This is a genomic window from Pseudomonas sp. GW822-FHT03F08, from assembly GCF_058801265.1.
Genome location: NZ_JBXANC010000001.1, coordinates 280,127 through 303,422, shown reverse-complemented (window position 1 = coordinate 303,422; position 23,296 = coordinate 280,127). Strand labels below are relative to the sequence as shown.

Sequence of the window (23,296 nt, the reverse complement as noted above, 5' to 3'; positions counted from 1 at the left end):
CTCGAGATCAATCGCGCAGCGAGATGACCGACCAGCCGCGTTTCTCGGCTTCGGCCCGCAGATTCGGGTCCGGATCAACAGCGACCGGGTTCACCACCTGCTCCAGCAGCGGCAAGTCGTTCATCGAGTCGCTGTAGAAATAGCTGTCTTGCAGCGAATGCCCGGTCTCTTCCAGCCAGCGGTTCAGGCGCGTCACCTTGCCTTCACGGAAGCACGGCACGTCGGTGCTGCGACCGGTGTAGCGACCGTCCTGCATCTCGCACTCGGTGGCGATCAGGGTTTCAACGCCCAGGCGCTCGGCAATCGGTGCGGTGACGAAGCGGTTGGTGGCGGTGATGATCACCAGTTTGTCGCCGGCGTCGCGGTGCTTTTTCAGCAGCTCGACCGCTTTTGGCAACATCAGCGGCTCGATGCAGTCACGCATGAAGTCGCTGTGCCATTGCTCGAGCACGGCCATGTCGGTGCGGCCGAGAATTTCCAGGCAGAAGTTCAGGTACGCGGCGTTATCCAGTTTGCCCGCCAGGTAGTCCTGATAGAACTCGTCGTTGCGTGCCTTGTAAGCGATCGGGTCGAGGAAGCCGCGTTCACACAGATAATCGCCCCAGGCGTGATCGCTGTCGCCGCCCAGAAGGGTGTTGTCCAAATCGAATAAAGCCAGGCGCATTGCAGTTACCCGCTGAAAAGTCAGTAAAAAGGCCACAAGAATACGGTCTTTTCACAAGAGTGCACATAAGGTAGGAAGCTTCATTGCTGCCTTCACAATCTTTGTGGAACAATGCGGCGACATGCGTTTGCGAGGTTGTTGCCGTGATCGACCCCGATGGTTTCCGTCCTAATGTCGGGATCATTCTGACGAATGACGCCGGACAGGTGCTATGGGCTCGCCGTATCAATCAAGATGCCTGGCAGTTTCCGCAAGGAGGGATCAATCCCGAGGAGACGCCGGAAGACGCCTTGTACCGCGAGTTGAACGAAGAAGTGGGCCTGGAACGCGAGGATGTTGAAATTCTCGCCTGTACCCGGGGCTGGTTGCGCTATCGTTTGCCGCAACGTCTGGTGCGAACCCACAGCCAACCGCTGTGCATCGGCCAGAAACAGAAGTGGTTTCTCCTGCGCCTGATCTCCAACGAGCAGCGGGTGCGGATGGATTTGACCGGTAAACCGGAGTTCGATGGCTGGCGCTGGGTCAGCTATTGGTATCCGTTGGGCCAGGTGGTGACATTCAAGCGCGAGGTGTATCGCCGCGCTCTCAAAGAGCTTGCCCCGCGCCTTTTAGCGCGCGACTGACGACGGAGTTCGACCCCGAGCCATGCTCAATACGCTGCGCAAGATCGTCCAGGAAGTTAACTCCGCCAAGGATCTCAAGGCGGCGTTGGGGATTATTGTATTGCGCGTCAAAGAGGCCATGGGCAGCCAGGTCTGCTCGGTCTATCTGCTTGATCCCGAGACCAACCGCTTCGTCCTGATGGCCACCGAGGGCTTGAACAAGCGCTCGATCGGCAAGGTCAGCATGGCACCCAACGAAGGTCTGGTCGGCCTGGTCGGCACGCGTGAAGAACCCCTGAACCTCGAAAACGCCGCGGATCACCCGCGCTACCGCTACTTCGCCGAAACCGGCGAGGAGCGTTACGCCTCGTTCCTCGGGGCGCCGATCATTCACCACCGCCGCGTCGTCGGCGTGTTGGTCATCCAGCAGAAAGAACGCCGCCAGTTCGATGAAGGTGAAGAAGCCTTCCTCGTGACCATGAGCGCGCAGCTCGCTGGCGTAATCGCTCACGCCGAGGCCACCGGGTCGATCCGTGGTCTGGGCCGTCAGGGCAAGGGCATCCAGGAAGCCAAGTTCGTCGGCGTGCCGGGTTCGCCGGGCGCAGCGGTCGGTACGGCGGTGGTCATGTTGCCGCCGGCGGATCTGGACGTGGTGCCGGACAAGCACATCGACGACATCGATGCCGAGCTGGAGCTGTTCAAGACCGCCATCGAAGGCGTGCGCGCCGACATGCGTGCCTTGTCGGCCAAACTGGCGACCCAGTTGCGTCCGGAAGAGCGCGCGCTGTTCGACGTCTACCTGATGATGCTCGACGATGCCTCGCTGGGCAGCGAAATCACCACCGTGATCAAGACCGGCCAGTGGGCCCAGGGCGCGTTGCGTCAGGTGGTCACCGATCACGTCAACCGTTTCGAATTGATGGACGATGAATACCTGCGTGAGCGGGCGTCGGACGTCAAGGACCTGGGCCGTCGTCTGCTCGCCTACTTGCAGGAGGAGCGTCAGCAGAACCTGGTCTACCCGGAAAAAACCATTCTGGTCAGCGAAGAACTGACGCCGGCAATGCTCGGCGAGGTGCCGGAAGGCACGCTGGTCGGTCTGGTCTCGGTACTCGGTTCGGGCAACTCCCACGTCGCGATCCTGGCCCGGGCCATGGGCATCCCGACGGTCATGGGTCTGGTCGACCTGCCGTATGCCAAGGTCGACGGCATCGACATGATCGTCGATGGCACCAAGGGCGATGTCTACACCAACCCCAGCGAAGTGTTGCGCAAGCAATTCGCCGACGTGGTGGAAGAAGAGAAACAACTGGCGCTGGGCCTCGATACCCTGCGCGACCTGCCATGCGTGACCCTCGATGGCCACCGCATGCCGCTGTGGGTCAACACCGGCCTGCTGGCGGACGTGGCGCGGGCGCAGAAGCGTGGCGCCGAAGGCGTCGGTCTGTACCGCACCGAAGTGCCGTTCATGATCAACCAGCGCTTCCCGAGCGAGAAGGAACAACTGGCGATCTACCGCGAGCAGCTCGCCGCGTTCCACCCGCAACCGGTGACCATGCGCAGCCTGGACATCGGCGGCGACAAGTCGCTGTCGTACTTCCCGATCAAGGAAGACAACCCGTTCCTCGGCTGGCGCGGGATCCGCGTCACCCTCGACCACCCGGAAATCTTCCTGGTGCAGACCCGCGCGATGCTCAAGGCCAGCGAAGGCCTGAACAACCTGCGGATCCTGCTGCCGATGATCTCCGGCATCCACGAGCTCGAAGAGGCGCTGCACCTGATTCACCGTGCCTGGGGCGAAGTGCGCGACGAGGGCACCGACGTGCCGATGCCGCCGGTGGGCGTGATGATTGAAATTCCTGCGGCGGTCTACCAGACCAAGGAACTGGCGCGGATGGTGGACTTCCTGTCGGTCGGCTCCAACGACCTGACCCAGTACCTGCTGGCCGTGGACCGCAACAACCCACGGGTGGCCGATCTCTACGACTACCTGCACCCGGCGGTGCTGCAAGCCCTGCAAACCGTGGTGCGCGACGCCCATGCCGAAGGCAAGCCGGTGAGTATCTGCGGCGAGATGGCCGGTGACCCGGCGGCGGCGGTGCTGTTGATGGCGATGGGTTTCGACAGCCTGTCGATGAACGCCACCAACCTGCCGAAGGTGAAGTGGATGCTGCGTCAGATCAACCTGAGCAAGGCCAGGGATCTGCTGGCGGAACTGATGACTATCGATAACCCGCAAGTTATCCACAGCTCGCTGCAGTTGGCGCTGAAGAACCTCGGATTGGCGAAGATGGTCAGTCCAGCGGCGGCCAAACCTCTCTGAGCACAGGATCGCAGCCTTCGGGCTGCGATCTTCAGAGGTTGATTTCCACTTCCCCCAAGTGCCCGCCATACGGCCCGAAACTGCGCTCCACCATCCGCCGCGTCCCGTCGGCCTGCACAATCAGCGCCGTACTCGCCCGTGTCCCATAGCTCTGGCTGGCAATAAACACACTCGACAGCAACGACTCGGTCGCCAGGCCCACGCCAGTGTCCGGCAGTTCGGCAAACGGCGCGGTCTGCGCATCGCCCAGCAGCGCGAGCAACTGCTCGGGTTGTGGATCATCCAGCACCGCATTCAATGCCGCCTTGGCCTTGAGCAGTTTCGGCCACGGCGTATCCAGTCCGGCGTTTGAAAGCCCATAAATGCCCGGCTGCAACATCACCGGTTCCGAAGACCGGGCGTTGAAATGCCACAGCTCATGAGCATTGCCCAGCAGCAGATTGAACCCGGCATACTCCGGCGAGCGGGCGACAACGTCGGACAAATAGTCATCGATCGACAGGTTTCCGGTCAGAAACCCCGCCACCAACTCGCCCCGGGAGCGCCGGGCTGGTGGTTGATGCGGATCACGGATGTTGGTCAGTGCGGCAAAACGTCCATTGGCGCCGAGGCCGAGCCAGGTGCCTCCGGCCTCCAGATCCCGTCCGGCATGGACGTGCGGCGCTTCCGGCCACTGGGCCAGCGGCAGGCTGGGCCGGGCGTAGAACTCGTCACGGTTGGCCGCGACGATCAGCGGCTGGGCATGCCCCGGCCGCCAGGCGAAAACGATCAGGCACATAAGGTGGTCCTTGTGTGTTTTCTGCCCACTCTACGCAGACATCGTCCGTGCATCCATCGCCAGTGGAGCCGAAGGCCATGCATCCGTTACCATGCCGCTCCGGTTTTGGGGATGCGCCTTGGAGGCAGCATGGAATTTCTGCTCTATCTGGCGCTGGGTGCCTGTGCAGGCGTGCTGGCCGGGCTGTTCGGGGTCGGCGGCGGGATCATCATCGTTCCGGTGCTGGTGTTCAGTTTCACCTTGCAGGGCTTCGATCCGTCGATCCTGACCCACCTGGCCGTCGGCACGTCGCTGGCGACGATCATCTTCACCTCGGTCAACGCCGTGCGTGAACATCATCGACGTGGGGCGGTGCGTTGGCCGATCTTCAAGTGGATGACCGTCGGGATTCTGCTCGGCGCCGGTTTCGGCGCGCTGACGGCCGAAGCGATCTCCGGGCCCAATCTGCAGAAAATCATCGGTGTATTCGCTCTGGTGATCGCGGCGCAGTTGGCGCTGGACGTCAAACCCAAGGCCAGCCGAACGGTGCCCGGCAAGCTTGGTCTGACCATGGCCGGCAGTGTGATCGGCTGGGCGTCGGCGATTTTCGGGATTGGCGGCGGCTCGCTGACCGTGCCGTTCCTGACCTGGCGCAGCGTGCCGATGCAGCAGGCGGTGGCGACATCGTCGGCCTGTGGCCTGCCGATTGCCGTGGCAAGTGCAATAAGTTTCATGATTCTGGGCTGGCATGATCCGTTGCTGCCGGCCCATAGTCTCGGGTTTGTGTATCTGCCGGCGCTGCTGGGCATTGCGCTGACCAGCATGGTGTTCGCCCGTCTCGGCGCGCGGCTGGCGCACAAGTTGTCGCCGAAGTTGCTGAAACGGCTGTTCGCCGCTTTGCTGTTCTGCGTGGGGCTGAGCTTTTTGTTCTGAGCAGGCCACAATCCTGGCTTAATCCTGAGGTGGCAGCGTCGCCCGGGAATTTTGAAGATTTGAACTCTAACGAGGAGTCGCAATGCTGCCTTACCCGCAGATCGACCCGGTGGCCCTGGCCATCGGTCCGCTGAAAATCCACTGGTACGGCCTGATGTATCTGGTCGGCATTGGCGGTGCGTGGCTGCTGGCGTCGCGCCGGCTCAACCGTTTCGATCCGACCTGGACCAAGGAGAAACTCTCCGATCTGGTGTTCTGGCTGTCGATGGGCGTGATTGTCGGCGGGCGACTGGGCTATGTACTGTTCTACGATCTGAGCGCCTACATCGCCAACCCGACGCTGATTTTCGAAGTGTGGAAGGGCGGCATGTCGTTCCACGGTGGCTTCATCGGCGTGATGCTGGCGGCGTTGTGGTTCGGCAAGCGTAACGGCAAGTCGTTCTTCCAGCTGATGGACTTCGTCGCGCCGATGGTGCCGATCGGCCTGGGTGCCGGACGCATCGGCAACTTCATCAACGCCGAGCTGTGGGGCAAGGCCACCGACGTGCCGTGGGCCATGGTGTTCCCGCCGTTCAGCGACCCGGCGCAACTGCCGCGTCACCCGTCGCAGCTGTACCAGTTCGCGCTCGAAGGCGTCGCGCTGTTCCTGATCCTCTGGCTGTTCTCGCGCAAGCCGCGTCCAACCATGGCGGTCTCGGGCATGTTCGCCCTGTTCTATGGCATCTTCCGTTTCATCGTCGAATTCGTCCGCGTGCCGGACGCGCAACTGGGCTACCTCGCCTGGAACTGGCTGACCATGGGTCAGGTACTGTGTGTACCGATGATCATCGGCGGGCTGTTCCTGATCTGGCTGGCCTACCGTCGTGCCCCGGCGGCACCGGTTGCACCGACGGCTTAAATATTCGAACCCCGGCGCGGTTGGCCGGGGCTCAAGGACACAGGTAACTCATGAAGCAATATCTCGATCTGGTGTCGCACGTCATCAACAACGGCACCAAACAGGCCAACCGTACCGGCGTGAACACCATCAGCTTTCCGGGCGCGATGCTGCGCTTCGATCTGCAGGAAGGTTTCCCGGCGATCACCACCCGCAAGATGGCCTTCAAATCGGCCATCGGCGAGATGTGCGGCTTTCTGCGTGGCGTGAACAATGCTGCGGAATTCCGTGCGCTGGGCTGCAAGGTCTGGGATCAGAACGCCAACGAAAACGCCCAGTGGCTGGCCAACCCGTTCCGCCAGGGCGAAGACGACCTCGGCGAAATCTACGGCGTGCAATGGCGCAAATGGCCGGCGTACAAGCAGATCCCGCTGAGCAACATCGCCGCCATCGAACAAACCTTGAGCAACGGCTACAAGCAGATTGCCCAGGGTGAAGAAGACGGCCAGGCCTACGTGGTGCTGTACAAAGCCATCGATCAGGTGCGCCAGTGCGTTGACACGATCATCAGGGACCCGGGCAGCCGCCGCATCCTGTTCCACGGCTGGAACTGCGCCCAGCTCGATGAAATGGCCTTGCCGCCGTGCCATCTGCTGTATCAGTTCCACCCGAATGTCGAGACCAAAGAGATCTCTCTGACCCTCTACATCCGCTCCAACGACCTGGGTCTGGGCACGCCGTTCAACCTCACCGAAGGCGCTGCACTGCTGAGCCTGATCGGTCGCCTGACCGGTTACACGCCGCGCTGGTTCACCTATTTCATCGGTGACGCCCACGTCTACGAAAACCATCTGGACATGCTCAACGAACAGCTCAAGCGCGAGCCGTTCGCCATGCCGAAGCTGAAGATTTCGGATCGCGTGCCGGAATTTGCCAAGACGGGCGTCTACCAGCCGGAATGGCTGGAGCTGGTGGAGCCGAGCGACTTCTCGCTGGAAGGCTACGAGCACCATGCGCCGATGACCGCGCCGATGGCGGTCTGAAGCAGGGTGATCAAAACACTGAGGGAGCCAAATGGCTCCCTCAGTCGTTTCTGGCGTTCTTAATGGCCGTGACTGCGGCCCACATGCGAATGCTCAACCTCCGCTGCCACAACTCCGCCACTCACTTCCAGCCGTTGCAGGATCCCGCACTGATCCGCTTCCGGCCCTTCGCCACAACGCTGGCGCAGGTCGAGCAGTTGCGTCTGCAACGCCAACAACCCATCGATTCGCGCCTTGACGTGCTGGATGTGCTCGTCGATCAGCGCATTCACGCTTTCGCACTGATCCTGCGGGCTGTCGCGCAAGGCGAGCAGGCTGCGGATCTCTTCGAGGGTCATGTCGAGGGTGCGGCAGTTGCGGATGAAGGTCAGGCGCTCGGCGTGGGCCTGGGTGTAGACGCGGTAGTTGCCGTCACTGCGGGCCGGTTCCGGCAGCAGGTTTTCGCGCTCGTAGTAGCGGATGGTTTCCACGGCGCAATCGGTCTGTTTCGCCAGTTCTCCGATCTTCATGACAGCGATCTCCAAAAGGGTGCTTGACCCTATAGTGGCTACAGGGTCTTTACTTGGCAACAGGCACCTTCATGGACGCGACCAATGAGCGATTCCCAGCACACCCACCCTCACACCCACAAACCGGGCGACGGGCACGATCACAGTCATAAATTGCAGCCTGTGCATAAGCATTCCCACGGCGGCGATTCCTGCTGTTCGTCGAAAGCCGCTGCGCCGGCGCTGGTACAACTGAGCGAGGCGAAAAGCGCCGACGCCCGGCTGAGCAGCTTCCGCATCGAGGCGATGGACTGCCCGACGGAGCAGACGCTGATTCAGAACAAGCTCGGCAAACTGGCCGGGATCCAGCAGCTGGAATTCAACCTGATCAACCGTGTGCTCGGCGTGACCCACAATCTGCCGGACACCGCGCCGATCATCGACGCGATCAAATCCCTCGGCATGCAGGCCGAGCCGCTCGAGGCGGGTGTTGATGCCCCGGCCGCCGCCCCGGTGAAAAAACACTGGTGGCCGCTGGCGCTGTCCGGCGTCGGTGCGCTCGCTGCCGAAGTGATCCACTTCACCAGCGCCGCGCCGACCTGGGTGGTGGCGATCATCGCGCTGATCTCGATCCTCAGCGGCGGCCTCACCACCTACAAGAAGGGCTGGATCGCCCTGAAGAACCGCAACCTCAACATCAATGCCCTGATGAGCATCGCCGTGACCGGCGCCGTGTTGATCGGCCAATGGCCGGAAGCGGCGATGGTGATGTTCTTGTTCACCGTGGCCGAGCTGATCGAAGCGCGCTCGCTGGACCGCGCGCGCAACGCCATCAGCGGTTTGATGCAGATGACGCCAGAGCAGGCGACTGTGTTGCAGGCTGACGGCAACTGGGTCGAACTGGATGTGAAAAGCATCGAACTTGGTGCTCGTGTGCGAGTGAAACCGGGCGAGCGCATCGCACTGGACGGTGAAGTCGTGAGCGGCAGTTCGACTATCGATCAGGCGCCGATCACCGGCGAAAGCCTGCCCGTGGAAAAAACCGTCGGCGACAAAGTGTTCGCCGGCACCATCAACCAGGCCGGTTCGCTGGAGTATGCGGTGACGGCAGCGGCGAACAATTCCACCCTGGCGCGAATCATCCACGCCGTGGAACAGGCGCAAGGCGCGCGGGCGCCGACCCAGCGCTTCGTCGATCAGTTCTCGAAAATCTACACCCCGGTGGTCTTCGTCCTGGCCCTGGCCGTTGCGATCATCCCGCCGCTGTTCATGGGCGCCGTGTGGTTCGACTGGATCTACCGCGCGCTGGTGCTGCTGGTCGTCGCGTGCCCGTGCGCACTGGTGATTTCCACCCCGGTGACCATCGTCAGCGGCCTCGCCGCAGCGGCGCGCAAAGGCATTCTGGTCAAGGGCGGCGTGTACCTGGAGGGTGGTTTCAAACTCGACTATCTGGCCCTCGACAAGACCGGCACCATCACCCACGGCAAACCGGTGCAGACCGACTACCTGTCCCTCGACCCGACCGCCGACGCCACAGCCCCGGCGATTGCCGCCGCGCTGGCCGGGCGTTCCGATCACCCGGTGTCGCTGGCTATCGCCAATGCCGCTGTGGATAAAGGTTTTGCCACGTTGGTTGTGGATAACTTCGAAGCGCTGGCCGGGCGTGGTGTGAAGGGTGAGGTCAACGGCCAGGCCTACCACCTGGGCAACCATCGTTTGGTGGAAGAACTGGGCCTTTGCTCGCCGCAACTGGAAGAAAAGCTGTTTGCGCTGGAGAAACAGGGCAAGTCCGTGGTGTTGCTGCTCGACCGCTCCGGCCCGCTGGCGCTGTTCGCCGTGGCCGACACGGTCAAGGAAACCAGCCGCGAAGCGATTCGCCAGCTGCACGATCTGGGCGTGAAAACCCTGATGCTCACCGGCGACAACGTCCACACCGCGCAGGCCATTGCGGCGCAGGTCGGGATCGATCAGGCCAAGGGCGACTTGCTGCCCACCGACAAACTGCAAGCCATCGAAGACCTGTATGCGCAGGGCCGTCGGGTCGGCATGGTCGGCGACGGTATCAACGATGCGCCGGCACTGGCTCGTGCGGAGATCGGTTTTGCGATGGCGGCGGCTGGCACCGATACGGCGATTGAAACCGCCGATGTCGCCCTGATGGACGACGATCTGCGCAAGATTCCGGCGTTCATCCGTTTGTCCCGCAACACGGCCAGCATCCTGAAACAGAACATTGCGTTGGCATTGGTGATCAAGGCTATCTTTCTTGGGGTAACCTTCGCCGGGCTCGCCACCATGTGGATGGCGGTGTTCGCTGACATGGGCGTGAGCCTGCTGGTGGTGTTCAACGGTTTGCGCCTGTTGCGCAAATAGAGGAAGAGGGGCGGTTGTGCTGAGTGCCGAGCTGAAAGCGTTTTACATGGTGGCCCGCCTGGGCAGCATTACGCTGGCGGCGAAAAAGCTCGGCCTCAGTCAACCGACCGTGACCACCCAGATCCGCAATCTGGAAAGCCAGTACTCGGTGGAGCTGTTCTACCGTGGCGGCCGGCGCCTGAGTGTCAGCGATGAAGGTGCGCGGCTGTTGCCGATGGTCAAGGCGCTGTTGCAGCAGGAGGCCGATATCGAGTTCTTCCTGCGCAACAGTGGTCAGGTTCAGGGCGCCCTGCGCATCGCCGCCACCGCGCCGTATTACATCCTCGATCTGGTGAAGACCTTCCGCGAACGTCTGCCGCAGGTGGAAGTGTCGGTGGAAATCGGCAACTCGCAGCAAGTGCTCGAAGCGCTGGAGGATTACCGGGTGGATGTCGCGGCATCGTCGCAATTGCTCGACGATGCGCGGCTGATCCGCCGGGTGCTTGGAAGCGATCCGCTGGTGCTGGCGGTGCATCGTAATCATCCGCTGGCGGCGCATGACCATGTGACGCTGAGTGCACTGGCCGGGCATACCCTGTTGATGCGTGAACCGGGTTCGACCACCCGTCGCTTGACCGAAGAATTGCTGGCCGGTGCCGGGGTCAGTTTCGGCCCGTTGCTGGAGATCGGCAGCCGTGAATCGATCCGCGAAGCGGTGCTGCGCAACATCGGCATCAGCATCATCGCCCGACAGGAAGTGCCGCATGATCCGCAGTTGCGGGTGCTGACCCTGGAGAATGCGCCGCAGATTCCCGAATACCTCTACTGCCTCAAGGAACGCAAGAACGCCCGGTTGCCGGCGGCGTTTCTCGGGCTGGCACAGGAAATGTCCCCGGCCTGATCAACCCAAATCCCTGAATACCACTATCGGTCGTTTTTGCCTTACTGCCATATGACCGACGCATTACAACTCTAGGATTTGCCTCATCTGCTTGATGAGGTCTGTCCATGAACCCTGCAATCGCAACTGCCCTGACCAACCCCGGCGCCCCGATGAAAGTGCGCGGCGTGCAGAAGCGCTTCGGCGCCTTCACCGCGCTGGATAACGTATCCCTCGATGTCGCGGCCGGTGAGCTGGTGTGCCTGCTCGGCCCGTCGGGCTGTGGCAAGACCACGCTGTTGCGCTGCATCGCCGGTCTGGAGAAGCAGGACAGCGGCGAGTTGTACCTCGGTGATCGCGATGTTTCCCACCTCGCGCCGCAGGCTCGGGACTACGGCATCCTGTTCCAGTCCTACGCGCTGTTCCCCAATCTGACCGTCGAAGCGAACATTGCCTACGGCCTCGCCGGCAGTGGTCGTGATGAAGTGCGCCGTCGCGTTGGTCAGATGCTGGAGCTGGTCGGCCTCACCGGCAGTGAGAAAAAGTACCCGGGCCAGTTGTCCGGCGGCCAGCAGCAACGTGTGGCACTGGCCCGGGCTCTGGCACCGGCGCCGTCGCTGCTGTTGCTCGACGAACCGATGTCGGCCCTCGACGCCCGGGTTCGCGAGCATCTGTGCACCGAGTTGCGCCAGCTGCAACGCAACCTCGGCATCACCACCCTGATGGTCACCCACAATCAGGACGAAGCCATGCTGATGGCCGACCGCATCGCCGTGATGAACAACGGCAAGGTCGAGCAGTACGCCACCCCGCAGGAAATCTACAACCGCCCGGCCACGCCATTTGTGGCCGAGTTCGTCGGCCAGGGCAACTGGCTGCCGTTCCAGCGCAGCAGCGACAGCCACGCCAAGGTCGGCGGGATGAACCTGCGCCTGGCCGATGGCAGCGTCCATAGTCCGTCGGGCCGACTGTTCTGCCGTCCGGAAGCGATCAACGTCAATCCGCTGGTGCACGAAGAAAACCTGTTCCCGGCCAAGGTCCGCGAGATCACTTTCCTCGGCAACCGCTGCCGCATGAGCTTCGAGCTCGATCAATTGCCCGGCCACGCCTTGCTCGCCGAACTGGCACCGGAAGCCATGCCGCGCCTCGGCGCCCAGCAAATCATGGTCGCCTTGCCGCCACGCAGCCTGCAGGTGTTTGCCTGATGAACAGCAACCTCGCACTGCCGCTACCGCAAAAGCAGGCGCGGCAGGTGTCCGGGGCCGAGGTCGGCGACCGGATCTTCGTCCTCGGCGGCAAACTCCTGCTGCTGGTGCTGCTCGGTGTGGCGGTGCTGTTGCCGTTGCTGGCGATCTTCTGGCGCGGTTTCAGCAGCGAAGCCGGGCAGGGCGGTGGCTGGCTGGCGGCGAAGGAACTGGTGACCAGCGACAATTTCCACTGGCTGCTCGGCAACAGCCTGAAGGTTTCCCTCAGCGTCGCGGCGATCGTCGTACCGCTGGCCTACCTGTTTGCCTACGCCTTGCAGCGCACGTTGATTCCAGCAAAAGGCATCTGGCGCGGGATTTCCCTGCTGCCGCTGATGGCGCCCTCGATGTTGCCGGGGATTGCCTTGGTCTATCTGTTCGGCAATCAGGGCATGTTGCGCGGGCTGCTGTCGGACAACATCTACGGTTTCTGGGGCATTGTTCTGGGTGAGGTGATCTACACCTTCCCACACGCCTTGATGATTTTGCTGTCAGCCCTGTCGCTGGCGGATGCACGACTGTTCGACGCCGCGTCGAGCATGGGCGCGAGCCCTGCGAAAGCCTTCCGCAGCATCACTTGGCCGGCAACCCGCCAGGCTGTGTTCGCCGCGTTCTGTCTGGTGTTCACCCTGACCATCACTGATTTCGGTGTGCCGGTGGTGGTCGGTGGCGACTATCAGGTGCTGGCGCTGGAAGCCTACAAAGCGGTGGTCGGCCAGCAGCAATTCGGTCGCGGCGCGTTGATCGGCATGGTTCTGCTGCTGCCGGCGCTGTTCAGCTTCGGCGTCGATGCCTGGCTGCGTCGGCGTCACGGCGACTCCATGAGCGGCCGTGCCCAGGTGTTCAAACCGGCGCCGTCGAAGAGGCGCGACGCCTGTTATCTGGCCATCGTCCTGTTGATCAGTGCGGCGTTGCTGCTGGTGTTCGGCATGGCGGTGTTCTCGTCGCTGGTGAAGTTCTGGCCGTACAACCTGTCGCTGTCACTCAACCACTATCAGTTCAACGAGACCGCCGGCGGTGGCTGGCTGGCCTATGGCAACAGTTTGAAAATGGCGCTGGGCACGGCGTTGATCGGCAGCGTACTGATCTTCACCGGCGCCTACCTGATGGAAAAGACCCGCAGCCAGCGCGGGCTGAATCTGACCTTGCGCATGCTCAGTTTCGTACCGATGGCGGTACCGGGACTGGTGCTGGGGCTGGGTTACGTCTTCTTCTTCAACCTGACCGGCAACCCGCTGCACGTGCTGTACGGGACCATGACCCTGCTGATCGTCTGCACCATTGCTCACTATTTGACCACTGCGCAGATGACCGCCACCACTGCGCTGCGCCAGCTCGACGCCGAGTTCGAAGCCGCCGCGCTGTCGCTCAAGGCGCCGCTGTACCGGCATTACCTGAAGGTCACCGTGCCGATCTGCCTGCCGGCGCTGCTGGACATCGTGCGCTACCTGTTCGTCTCGGCCATGACCACCGTGTCGGCGGCGATCTTCCTCTACAGCCCCGACACCATCCTCGCGGCGGTGGCGGTGCTGAACATGGATGACGCCGGCAACGTCGGCGGCGCGGCGGCGATGTCGACCCTGATTCTGTTCACCTCGGCGGGCGTGTCCTTGCTGCTGGCGTGGGCTTCGCGCGGCTTGCTGCGCCGTTCCCAGGCCTGGCGGCAAACGGCGCCCGGCCACTGATCCACGACTTATCCCTATCGCCTCAACTCACCTACAGGAAAACGATCATGTTCAAGCCTATGGCCCTGGCCGCTGCTGTGCTCGCTACTTTCAGCCTGAATGCCTTCGCGGCAAAAACCGAGTTGACGGTGTACACCGCCCTCGAAGCCGAACAGCTTAAGAGCTATAAGGAAGCGTTCGAAAAGGCCAACCCGGACGTCGAGATCAAGTGGGTGCGCGACTCCACCGGGATCATCACCGCCAAACTGCTGGCCGAAAAAGAGCGTCCACAGGCTGACGCGGTGTGGGGCCTGGCAGCATCGAGCCTGGCGATCCTCGATCAGCAAGGCATGCTGCAAAGCTATGCGCCGAAGGATCTGGGCAAGATCGGTGCGAACTACCGCGACGCCGCCAACCCGCCAGCCTGGGTCGGCATGGACGTCTGGGCCGCAACCATTTGCTTCAACACTGTCGAGGCCGAGAAACAAGGCCTGACCAAACCGGTGAGCTGGCAGGACCTGACCAAGCCTGAGTACAAAGGCAAGATCGTGATGCCGAACCCGGCCTCGTCCGGCACCGGTTTCCTCGACGTCAGCGCCTGGCTGCAAACCTTCGGCGAGAAGCAGGGCTGGGCTTACATGGACGGTCTGCACCAGAACATCGGCCAATACGTTCACTCCGGTTCCAAGCCTTGCAAACTGGCGGCCGCTGGCGAATTCCCGATCGGGATTTCCTTCGAATACCCGGCCGTACAGTTGAAACGCCAGGGTGCACCGCTGGACATCATCCTGCCGAAGGAAGGCCTGGGCTGGGAGATCGAAGCGACTGCCGTGATCAAAGGCACGCCGCACGAAGAGGCTGCGAAGAAACTGGCTGACTTCTCCGCCAGCGCCCCGGCGATGGATCTGTACAAGGAAAACTTCGCCGTCCTCGCCCAGCCGGGCATCGCCAAGCCACAGACCGAGCTGCCGGCCGACTACGAGCAGCGCCTGATCAAGAACGACTTTGCCTGGGCCTCGAAGAACCGCGACGAGATCCTGACCGAATGGCGCAAGCGCTATGACGGCAAGTCCGAGAAAGTGGTCGCCAAGTAAAATCTTCATCGACTGACAGGGCCCCATCGCTGGCTTGTCAGCGATGGCGGTCTCTCATTCAGAGCACCTCTCAATGACACAACACAAAGACTTGCTGATCGTCGGCGCCGGCATCCTGGGCCTGTCCCACGCCTATGCCGCCGCCCGGCGTGGTCTCAAAGTCACGGTTTTCGAGCGCACCGCTACGCCACTCGGCGCGTCGGTTCGCAACTTCGGCCAGGCACTGGTCACCGGTCAGCCACCGGGCCCGATGCTCGAACTGGCCAAGGCCAGCCGCGAGATCTGGGGTCAGTGGGCGCAGCTCGCCGGCCTGCAACTCAAGCGCAACGGCTCGTACCTGTTCGCCCGTACCGAGGCCGAAGAGCACTTGCTCGATGCCTTCTGCGTCGGGCGCGCCGTGGAGCACGACTATCGCGTCAACCTGTTGCGCGGTGCCGCATTACGAGATCTGTATGGCGGCCAGTTCAGTCATCACCGCGCCGCGCTGCACGGGATGGACGATCAACAACTGTATTCCCGGGAAGCGATTCCGGCGCTGATCGATTACCTGCGTCGCGAACTCAACGTCGAGTTCCACTTCTCGACGCTGGTGCGCGATGTCGAGCCGGGGAGGCTGCAAAGCACTGCCGGCACTTTTACCGCCGAGCAGATCATTGTCTGTTCCGGCCACGATTATCAGACCTTGCTGGCCGAGCCGATTGCCGCCCTCGACCCACAGATCTGCCGCCTGCAAATGCTCCGCGCCCGGCCGCAAATTGACCTGAACTTGCAACACGCCTTGCTCACCGGCCTCAGCTGCGTGCACTACGGCGCCTTCGCTGACTTGCCGGAAGCAGCGGCGGTGCAGGCGCAGATCCTGCGCGAGCAACCGCACCTGCAGGAAAACGGCATTCACCTGCTGATCAGCCCGACGCCGTATGGCGAACTGATCATCGGCGACTCGCACCACTACGGCAGCGATCCGTCGCCGTTCAACGCCGAGCAGGTCGACAACTGGATGCTCGAACTGGCCGAACAGACCCTCGGCTGCAAGGTGCAAGTGGTCGAGCGCTGGCAGGGTGTCTATGGTTCCCGGGGACCGGGGCCGTTTTCGTTCCTGCGTCCGGCGCCGGGGCTGAGTGTGGCGCTGATGCACAGCGGCGTCGGCATGAGCGTCGGCCCGGCCATGGCCGAGCGCAATGTCGCACAGCTTTTTGGAGAGAACCGATGTTGAGTCACGAGCAAGTCATCGACCGGGTGTTCGGGCTCTATGAGCGGTTTGGTGCCAGCGACTATATCGGCGAACCGGTGTCGCAGATCGAGCACATGTCCCAGGCTGCGCAACTGGCCATCGCCGAAGGTTTTGACGATGAAGTGGTGCTTGCCGCGTTCTTCCATGACATCGGTCATTTGTGTGCCGAAGGTGCGGAGAACATGGGCGGTTACGGCGTCGTCAGCCACGAGCGCCTCGGTGCCGATTATTTGCGTGAGGCCGGATTTAGCGAACGCATGGCGCGTCTGGTGGAGTATCACGTCCAGGCCAAGCGCTATCTGACACTCAGGGATTCGGGCTATTACGAGCGCTTGAGCGAAGCCAGCCGACGCACTCTGGAATATCAGGGCGGGGTGATGACGGAGGCTGAAGCCGATGCGTTCGAGCGGGATCCGTTGTGCGCTGTGAGTTTGCGGATGCGCCAGTGGGATGAGCTGGCGAAGGAAATGGCGGTGCCGGTGATGGATCTTGCGGTGTTGAAGCACAAGGCTTTCACGTTGCTGTCCCGCGAGGCGCGCTGAACCTTCTTACGCCAAACCGGGAAACGGTGCATGGCGCGTGTTGCCCCTTCGGCACAGACTGTTTTTTTTGCCGAAGGAGCGCACGGATGCGTTTTTTGAAAGTGATTGCCCGGGATCGATCGGGCAGCGGCGCAGGGGACAGTGTCCAGCTGCGTTTTCATGACAGCGAACAGGACTGGCGCGAAGCCTCGGCCCGTGAAGTCGCGCAACTGCGCAGCTTCTCCAGCACCTATCTGAAATGCGCCTGGTTCAACGCAGCCGATGAAGACGCGCGGCATCTACGGATCTTTGCCCTGAACCCCGGCAGCGATGGAACGCCGGAGTCAGTGAGGCTGCACTTTCACCAGGGCGAAACCATCGCTTACAAAGCCGCCGTCCACGACCTGGATAACGATGGCGGCTTCGAGGTTGTCCTGTGTTCGGACGTCGACAACGACGGGCGCGCCAATCGCACGGATCGCCGCCGCGTGACGGCGCTGGTCAAGCAGTTCCTCAAGGTTGGCTGGCTCTAGAGTTCGAGCACCTTGCCCACCAACCCTTCGATCTGTTCCTGGCGCTGGGCCTGATTCAGCTTCGGATGCGGATTGAGTGACGACCATTGCGGGTGGGCCCGGGCGATGTTCAGCGCCTCCGGCAACTTGCCTTCGCGCCAGGTCTTGTCCTGTGGCGTCGCCACTTGAACGGCATCAATCGCCGCATGACCACGGGCATTCAGCGCTTGCAACAGTTGCCGCTGACGCAGCGCCAGCAGGCGCAACACGTTGTCGTCGACCGTCAGTTCCCTTTGTCCCTTGATCTTGCCCAGCAGGCGATTGCCGTAGCTGCGGGCGGTTTGCAGGGCGCCGCCGGCAATTGCGCCGGCCAGGGCGGCGGCGCCGAGGGTGATGCCGCCCACCAGCAGATCCACACCTGCACCGGCCGCTGCGCCGGCCGCAATCCCGCCGCCGACTCGCACCCCCAGTTGCTTGAGGGTTTCCGGATTGAACAGGTCATCGCCCCAACGCCCGTCGAGCAGCGGCAAATCACTGGCCGCGGCGTCTTGCGGTCGGAAGGCGTAGAGCTTGAGCAGCGCTTCGACGCATTTCTGCTCGCGTTGGCGCACGGCCTTGCGCAGTTCGCTGATGGCCTGTTGTTCCTGTTCCGCGTTGCTCGCCACGCTGCGCCGGCACGCGGCGCAGTCGATCAACAATTCGGCGATCAGGCGTGCGGCACTTTGTTCGCGGGCGAGGCGTTGGGCCTGTTGATCGGCGATCAGGCGTTCAAGTTGTGGGCGGGCATTTTCCAGCAACAACGCGAGGCTTTCGTACAGTCGTCGCTCACCATCCTCGGGCGGGGCGACGCTGTCGAAGCGCACCAGCGCGTGCAGTCCCAGGCGCGCCAGTGCTTCACGCCAGTCCGGCTCGCGGTGGTTGGCGCTGCTGACGAAATTCAACACCGGTAGCAACGGCTTGCCGCAACTGGCCAGCACCTCCAGTTCATCGCGGTACTTGGCCAGCACCGGTTCTCGGGCGTCGATCACATACAGGCCGGCGTCGGAGTCGAGCAGTTGCCGCAACACTTTGGCTTCCTGTTCGAAACGCTGGCGCGCTTCGCTGCCGTCGAGAAACCGCGCCAACCGCGCCGGGCCGTCGAGGCGTTCGCCGGGGCGTTCCAGGCGCTCGAGAAAATCCAGCAGGGCGATGGCGTCTTCCAGACCCGGTGTGTCATAGAGGTCGAGCAACGGTTCGCCATCCACCGACAACCGCGCGCCTTCGACATGCCGCGTGGTGCTCGGGCGATGGGAGACTTCGCCGAAGCCGACATCGCGGGTCAGGGTGCGTAGCAGCGAAGTCTTGCCGACGTTGGTGTGGCCGACCACGGCCAGTTTCAGCGGCGCTTTCCAGGCATCAGTCATGTCCGTGCTCCAGCCAGTTCAACGGGGCGCAATCGGCGAACGGCAGTTCGAGTTGTTGCAGCGCCACGTGCCAGTCGCCGAGGCGTTCGGCGTCCAGTCCTTGTCCCGGCGGCGCCTGCAACAGCCAGATTCGGGTCGCGGCGGCATTGCGCGCCAGCTCGGCGATCAGCGCAAGGCTGCCGCGATCCGGGGAGCGTCTCGGATCGCAGGCAATCGCGAGGCGTACCGGCGGAAAACGGCTGAGCTGTTCGAGCAGTTTGTTGCGTGATTCACGACTGTCGAGGATGCCGGCGTTGCTGACGTTCTTCGGCAGCGTCGGCGGCCATGGGTGTTGATCGTCGAGTTCGATTGCCACCAGCAACGCGCCATCGCTGGCGAGTTCGCCGACTGAGCTTTCAACGCGGTGCAGTTGCGCAGGTTCTGGGTCGGTGATGCCGAGGCGTTCGCTGGTCGGCATCAGGCGTTCGCGCAGTTGGACGTAGCCGGGGAGGTTCAGGTCCAGACGCAACGCAGCCTTGCCGCTGTTCCAGCGCCAGAAGCAAAACAGCGCCAACAGCAGACGCGGCAGCACGCCGTACACCACCAGCACGCCGACCAGCCAGGTTGCCCAGGCTTGACGGGCGCTTTCGATGTTCAGCGCGGTGTCGCCGCTGGCGCGGATCATTTCGACGGTCGGTACGTTGAAGCCCAGCAGCGCCGGCAACGCGCCTAGGGTCTGGGTCATGTTGATGAAGGTGTCGGCACTGAGAATCGTGGTTTCCCAGACGAAACCGTAGCGCCGGGTCGCCATCAGCGTCAGCAACAAAACCAGCGCGCTGAACATCGCCAGCAACCACAGGCCATTGACCAGCGAGCCGAGCGCCCAGCGATTGAGTTTCTGGCGTTGCAACATCAACAGCAGGGCTGGCGCCAGTTGCGCAGCCTTGGCGTCGCGAGCGAGTTTTTCACTGAGCCACAGCCACAAGCGGCCGAGGGTGGCGCCGTGTTCGCCAGCGAAGATCAGCCCCAGCGCCCAGCTCAACAGCAGAATCAGGTTCAGCCCGAGCAGACTGCCCAGCGCCCAGAACACATTGACCGGCGTCTGGCCCAGTGCGGCGAAAGCCAGGCCGGCGCCGCTCAGTACCGCGAAGATCGCCAGCAGCACCAGCGCCAGACGGGCGCCTTGCAGCCAGTGCTTGAGCGCAGAGGTCAGGCCGTCGCGCTCGGCCAGCCACAAGGCCCGGCGTTGAATGCGGCTCGGCAGATCGCCGCCGGCCGCGCGGGCCAGGCGATTGGCTTCCAGATCGTCCAGCGGGCCTGCGTGTTCTTCGCGCAGGCGCACGGTTTCGGTGAGCCAGAGGTTTTGCAGTGGAGTCAGTTCAGTCACGCGGCATCCCGTTGCTTGATTGAGCCGTGAGCATAACCGCTGTGGCGCTTATCGGGGTAAGCGCGGCTCTGGTATCCTCGCCGGCATGACTAAATCACTCCCCCTCAGCCTGATCGCAGCCCTCGGTGAAAACCGCGTGATCGGCGTCGACAACAGCATGCCCTGGCACCTGCCGGGGGACTTCAAATACTTCAAGGCCACGACGCTCGGCAAGCCGATCATCATGGGCCGCAAGACCTGGGATTCGCTGGGTCGTCCGTTGCCGGGCCGTTTGAATATCGTGGTCAGCCGTCAGGCCGATCTGGTGCTGGAAGGGGCGGAAGTCTATCCGTCGCTGGAAGCTGCCGTGGTTCGCGCCGAAGAGTGGGCGAAAGAGCAGGGCGTCGACGAATTGATGCTGATTGGCGGGGCGCAACTGTATGCGCAGGGGCTGGCGCAGGCGGATCGTCTGTATCTGACCCGTGTGGCACTGAGCCCGGAAGGCGATGCGTGGTTTCCGGAGTTCGATCTGAACCAGTGGAAACTGGTGTCGAACGTGCCGAATCCGGCTGAAGGCGACAAACCGGCTTACAACTTCGAAGTCTGGGAAAAAGCCTGAATCTGTAGCGAGGGAGCACGCTCCCTCGCTACAACGTCAATCAAGCCTGAGCAAGCTCCGCATGCTCATCGGCATCCAGCAGGGCCTTGTCGGTCTGCTGCATCACCTGGCTGGTAATCGCGCCAGCGGTGATCGAACCACTCACGTTCAGCGCCGTACGACCCATGTCGATCAGTGGCTCGACCGAAATCAGCAGCGCCACCAGCGAAACCGGCAAGCCCATGGCCGGCAGCACGATCAGTGCCGCGAAAGTCGCACCGCCACCCACGCCCGCCACACCGGCCGAACTCAGGGTCACAATCGCCACCAGCGTCGCGATCCACAGCGGATCCAGCGGGTTGATGCCGACTGTTGGCGCAACCATCACCGCCAACATTGCCGGGTACAGACCGGCGCAGCCGTTCTGGCCGATGGTCGCACCGAACGATGCGGCGAAGCTGGCAACCGATTGCGGAATGCCCAGACGTCGGGTCTGCGCTTCGATGCTCAGCGGAATGCTCGCGGCGCTGGAGCGACTGGTGAACGCGAAGGTCAGCACCGGCCAGATCTTGCGGAAGAAGCGCAGCGGGTTGATCCCGGCGGCCGACACCAGCAGGCCGTGCACCACAAACATCAGGCCCAGGCCGAGGTACGACACCACCACAAAACTGCCGAGTTTGATGATGTCTTGCAGGTTGGAACCCGCCACCACTTTGGTCATCAGCGCCAGCACGCCGTACGGGGTCAGCTTCATCACCAGACGCACCAGACGCATCACCCAGGCTTGCAGGGTGTCGATGGCGTTGATCACTTTCTGACCTTTTTCGATGTCATCCTTGAGCAGTTGCAGCGCGGCAACCCCAAGGAATGCGGCGAAAATCACCACGCTGATGATCGAGGTCGGCTTGGCCCGCGCCAGGTCGGCGAACGGGTTCTGCGGGATGAACGACAGCAGCAGTTGCGGCACATTCAGGTCGGCGACCTTGCCGGCGTAGTCGGTCTGAATGGTTTGCAGACGGGCCATTTCCTGAGTGCCGGCGACCAGGCCTTCGGCGGTCAGGCCGAACAGATTGGTCAAGCCGATGCCGATCAGCGCCGCAATCGCGGTGGTGAACAGCAGTGTGCCGATGGTCAGGAAGCTGATCTTGCCCAGCGACGAAGCGTTGTGCAGGCGGGCCACGGCGCTGAGGATCGAGGCGAACACCAGCGGGATCACGATCATTTGCAGCAGTTGCACGTAACCGTTGCCGACCAGATCGAACCAGCCGATCGAGGCTTTCAGTACCGGGTTGCCGGCACCGTAAATCGTGTGCAGCGCGACGCCGAATGCCACGCCCAGCACCAGCGCGAGCAGGACTTTTTTCGCCAGGCTCCACGAGGTGTGGCGGGTTTGTGCCAGACCGAAGAGCAGGGCGAGGAACACCAGCAAGTTGAGAATCAGGGGCAGATTCATGAGGACTCCAGAAAAGACTGTGCCAACAACCTTCCGGGGCTGTTGCGAACCGGCAAGCCTAACAGTTTGATTTCCAATGAATTAATACCGAAATCGAAGGTCGTCCGTCGTTTTTGGAATAAGCGTGTGTCGCTCTCGGGGATGCAACTGGCGCGGAAGGGACGCGGACGGTCGCTGACAGACGAGGACTGTCACATTTATTTGTTAGCGTCGATTTCTTTGACTCAGGGAGAAGTGTCCATGAAGTTTGCACCGAAATTTCTGGCTGTCGCGCTGACTGTGGGGATGGGCCTGGCCACTCAGGCGTTCGCCACCGACCTGAAACACTGGCCGGCGGATCAGGCCAAGGCGCTGGACGCGATGATTGCCGCCAACGCCAACAAGGGTAACTACGCGGTGTTCGACATGGACAACACCAGCTACCGCTACGACCTCGAAGAGTCGTTGCTGCCGTTCATGGAAAACAAGGGCCTGATCACCCGCGACAAACTCGACCCCTCCCTGAAACTGATGCCGTTCAAGGACACCGCCGACCACAAGGAAAGTCTGTTCAGCTACTACTACCGCCTCTGCGAAGTCGACGACATGGTCTGCTATCCATGGGTCGCGCAGGTGTTCTCCGGTTTCACCCTCAAGGAACTCAAGGGCTACGTCGATGAGCTGATGGCCTCGGGCAAACCGGTGCCGGCAACGTATTACGATGGCGATGTGGTGAAGAACCTCGACGTCCAGCCGCCGAAAGTCTTCGCCGGTCAGGCCGAGCTTTACAACAAGCTGATGGAGAACGGCATCGAGGTCTATGTGATGACCGCCGCCTCCGAAGAACTGGTGCGGATGGTCGCGGCCGATCCGAAGTACGGCTACAACGTCAAACCGCAGAACGTGATCGGTGTATCGCTGCTGCTCAAGGACCCGAAAACCGGCGAACTGACCACAGCACGCAAGCAGATCACCGCCGGCAAGTATGACGAGAAGGCCAACCTTGGCCTGGAACTGACGCCTTATCTGTGGACACCTGCAACCTGGATGGCCGGCAAGCACGCGGCGATCCTGACCTACATCGACGAATGGAAAAAACCGGTGCTGGTGGGCGGTGACACCCCGAGCAGCGACGGCTACATGCTGTTCCACAGCGTTGACGTGGCCAAGGGCGGCATTCACTTGTGGGTCAACCGCAAGGACAAGTACATGACCCAGCTCAACGGCATGATGGCCAAACACGCAGCGGCGCAGGCGAAGGAAGGTTTGCCGGTGACCGCGGACAAGAACTGGGTGATCGTGAAGCCGGAAGAGATTCAGTAATCCTCAAGGC

21 protein-coding genes are annotated in these 23,296 nt (G+C 62.4%); 15 read left to right on the top strand and 6 right to left on the bottom strand.

Going from position 1 to position 23,296, the window contains the following annotated elements:
- Nucleotides 1-7 precede the first annotated feature (7 nt).
- The gene (locus AC1RME_RS01385) at nt 8-664 is read right to left on the bottom strand and encodes a histidinol-phosphatase (RefSeq protein ID WP_096817495.1); all 657 of its coding nucleotides are present in this window, start codon (nt 662-664) and stop codon (nt 8-10) included.
- Between the two features lie 143 nt (nt 665-807).
- Between AC1RME_RS01385 and AC1RME_RS01380 the strand changes: the two genes are divergently transcribed.
- Nucleotides 808-1,287 (top strand): RNA pyrophosphohydrolase, encoded by a 480-nt coding sequence (locus AC1RME_RS01380; protein ID WP_003229203.1) that lies wholly within the window; start codon nt 808-810, stop codon nt 1,285-1,287.
- A 22-nt stretch (nt 1,288-1,309) separates the two neighbouring features.
- Nucleotides 1,310-3,589 (top strand): phosphoenolpyruvate--protein phosphotransferase, encoded by a 2,280-nt coding sequence (ptsP, locus tag AC1RME_RS01375; protein WP_096817498.1) that lies wholly within the window; start codon nt 1,310-1,312, stop codon nt 3,587-3,589.
- 31 nt (nt 3,590-3,620) lie between these two features.
- Here the strand turns inward: ptsP and AC1RME_RS01370 are convergent, their stop codons facing one another.
- Nucleotides 3,621-4,367: an NRDE family protein gene (locus AC1RME_RS01370; protein WP_096817500.1), complete on the bottom strand. Its 747-nt coding sequence runs from the start codon at nt 4,365-4,367 to the stop codon at nt 3,621-3,623.
- Nucleotides 4,368-4,496: 129 nt separating this feature from the next.
- Between AC1RME_RS01370 and AC1RME_RS01365 the strand changes: the two genes are divergently transcribed.
- The 3 genes from AC1RME_RS01365 to AC1RME_RS01355 all read left to right on the top strand — a co-directional run bounded on the left by AC1RME_RS01365 (nt 4,497) and on the right by AC1RME_RS01355 (nt 7,199).
- Nucleotides 4,497-5,279 (top strand): sulfite exporter TauE/SafE family protein, encoded by a 783-nt coding sequence (locus tag AC1RME_RS01365; RefSeq protein WP_096817504.1) that lies wholly within the window; start codon nt 4,497-4,499, stop codon nt 5,277-5,279.
- A gap of 82 nt (nt 5,280-5,361) precedes the next feature.
- The gene (gene lgt / locus AC1RME_RS01360) at nt 5,362-6,177 is read left to right on the top strand and encodes a prolipoprotein diacylglyceryl transferase (protein ID WP_096817506.1); all 816 of its coding nucleotides are present in this window, start codon (nt 5,362-5,364) and stop codon (nt 6,175-6,177) included.
- Between the two features lie 50 nt (nt 6,178-6,227).
- Nucleotides 6,228-7,199 carry a thymidylate synthase gene (locus AC1RME_RS01355; protein WP_493090296.1) on the top strand — a complete coding sequence of 324 codons (972 nt, stop codon included), beginning with the start codon at nt 6,228-6,230 and terminating at the stop codon, nt 7,197-7,199.
- A gap of 59 nt (nt 7,200-7,258) precedes the next feature.
- Here AC1RME_RS01355 and cadR read toward each other — a convergent pair whose 3' ends face one another.
- Nucleotides 7,259-7,708 carry a Cd(II)/Pb(II)-responsive transcriptional regulator gene (gene cadR, locus AC1RME_RS01350; RefSeq protein WP_007953454.1) on the bottom strand — a complete coding sequence of 150 codons (450 nt, stop codon included), beginning with the start codon at nt 7,706-7,708 and terminating at the stop codon, nt 7,259-7,261.
- Between the two features lie 84 nt (nt 7,709-7,792).
- Between cadR and AC1RME_RS01345 the strand changes: the two genes are divergently transcribed.
- The 8 genes from AC1RME_RS01345 (at nt 7,793) to AC1RME_RS01310 (ending at nt 17,206) form a co-directional block, all read left to right on the top strand.
- The gene (locus AC1RME_RS01345; RefSeq protein ID WP_493090294.1) at nt 7,793-10,060 is read left to right on the top strand and encodes a heavy metal translocating P-type ATPase; all 2,268 of its coding nucleotides are present in this window, start codon (nt 7,793-7,795) and stop codon (nt 10,058-10,060) included.
- A 16-nt stretch (nt 10,061-10,076) separates the two neighbouring features.
- Nucleotides 10,077-10,940 carry a LysR family transcriptional regulator gene (locus AC1RME_RS01340; RefSeq protein WP_096817512.1) on the top strand — a complete coding sequence of 288 codons (864 nt, stop codon included), beginning with the start codon at nt 10,077-10,079 and terminating at the stop codon, nt 10,938-10,940.
- A gap of 107 nt (nt 10,941-11,047) precedes the next feature.
- Nucleotides 11,048-12,124, top strand: coding sequence for a putative 2-aminoethylphosphonate ABC transporter ATP-binding protein (locus tag AC1RME_RS01335; RefSeq protein WP_096817513.1), 1,077 nt, complete (start codon nt 11,048-11,050; stop codon nt 12,122-12,124).
- The gene (locus AC1RME_RS01330; RefSeq protein ID WP_096817515.1) at nt 12,124-13,848 is read left to right on the top strand and encodes a putative 2-aminoethylphosphonate ABC transporter permease subunit; all 1,725 of its coding nucleotides are present in this window, start codon (nt 12,124-12,126) and stop codon (nt 13,846-13,848) included. Before AC1RME_RS01335 ends, AC1RME_RS01330 begins: the two co-directional genes overlap by 1 nt.
- 47 nt (nt 13,849-13,895) lie before the next feature.
- Nucleotides 13,896-14,921: a putative 2-aminoethylphosphonate ABC transporter substrate-binding protein gene (locus tag AC1RME_RS01325; protein ID WP_096817517.1), complete on the top strand. Its 1,026-nt coding sequence runs from the start codon at nt 13,896-13,898 to the stop codon at nt 14,919-14,921.
- Between the two features lie 73 nt (nt 14,922-14,994).
- A complete protein-coding gene (locus tag AC1RME_RS01320) occupies nt 14,995-16,134 on the top strand; it encodes a TIGR03364 family FAD-dependent oxidoreductase (protein ID WP_096817519.1) in 1,140 nt (379 codons plus the stop codon).
- Complete coding sequence (locus AC1RME_RS01315; protein WP_096817521.1) at nt 16,128-16,694, top strand: phosphonate degradation HD-domain oxygenase; 567 nt, start codon at nt 16,128-16,130, stop codon at nt 16,692-16,694. Before AC1RME_RS01320 ends, AC1RME_RS01315 begins: the two co-directional genes overlap by 7 nt.
- An 86-nt stretch (nt 16,695-16,780) precedes the next feature.
- Nucleotides 16,781-17,206 (top strand): hypothetical protein, encoded by a 426-nt coding sequence (locus AC1RME_RS01310; protein ID WP_096817523.1) that lies wholly within the window; start codon nt 16,781-16,783, stop codon nt 17,204-17,206.
- On the opposite strand, the gene AC1RME_RS01305 is transcribed toward AC1RME_RS01310, so the two are convergent.
- Together AC1RME_RS01305 and AC1RME_RS01300 are read right to left on the bottom strand one after the other, a co-directional pair.
- On the bottom strand, nt 17,203-18,588 hold the full coding sequence (locus AC1RME_RS01305) for a GTPase/DUF3482 domain-containing protein (protein WP_096817525.1): 1,386 nt from the start codon (nt 18,586-18,588) through the stop codon (nt 17,203-17,205). The genes AC1RME_RS01310 and AC1RME_RS01305 overlap by 4 nt on opposite strands.
- On the bottom strand, nt 18,581-19,954 hold the full coding sequence (locus tag AC1RME_RS01300) for a DUF2868 domain-containing protein (RefSeq protein WP_096817527.1): 1,374 nt from the start codon (nt 19,952-19,954) through the stop codon (nt 18,581-18,583). The genes AC1RME_RS01305 and AC1RME_RS01300 overlap by 8 nt, the downstream gene beginning before the upstream one ends.
- Before the next feature lie 85 nt (nt 19,955-20,039).
- Here AC1RME_RS01300 and AC1RME_RS01295 point away from each other — a divergent pair, with 85 nt between their 5' ends.
- The gene (locus AC1RME_RS01295; RefSeq protein ID WP_096817529.1) at nt 20,040-20,552 is read left to right on the top strand and encodes a dihydrofolate reductase; all 513 of its coding nucleotides are present in this window, start codon (nt 20,040-20,042) and stop codon (nt 20,550-20,552) included.
- Nucleotides 20,553-20,592: 40 nt separating this feature from the next.
- Here AC1RME_RS01295 and AC1RME_RS01290 read toward each other — a convergent pair whose 3' ends face one another.
- A complete protein-coding gene (locus AC1RME_RS01290; protein WP_096817531.1) occupies nt 20,593-21,984 on the bottom strand; it encodes an L-cystine transporter in 1,392 nt (463 codons plus the stop codon).
- A 240-nt stretch (nt 21,985-22,224) separates the two neighbouring features.
- Here AC1RME_RS01290 and AC1RME_RS01285 point away from each other — a divergent pair, with 240 nt between their 5' ends.
- Complete coding sequence (locus AC1RME_RS01285; RefSeq protein ID WP_096817534.1) at nt 22,225-23,286, top strand: HAD family hydrolase; 1,062 nt, start codon at nt 22,225-22,227, stop codon at nt 23,284-23,286.
- Nucleotides 23,287-23,296 lie beyond the last annotated feature (10 nt).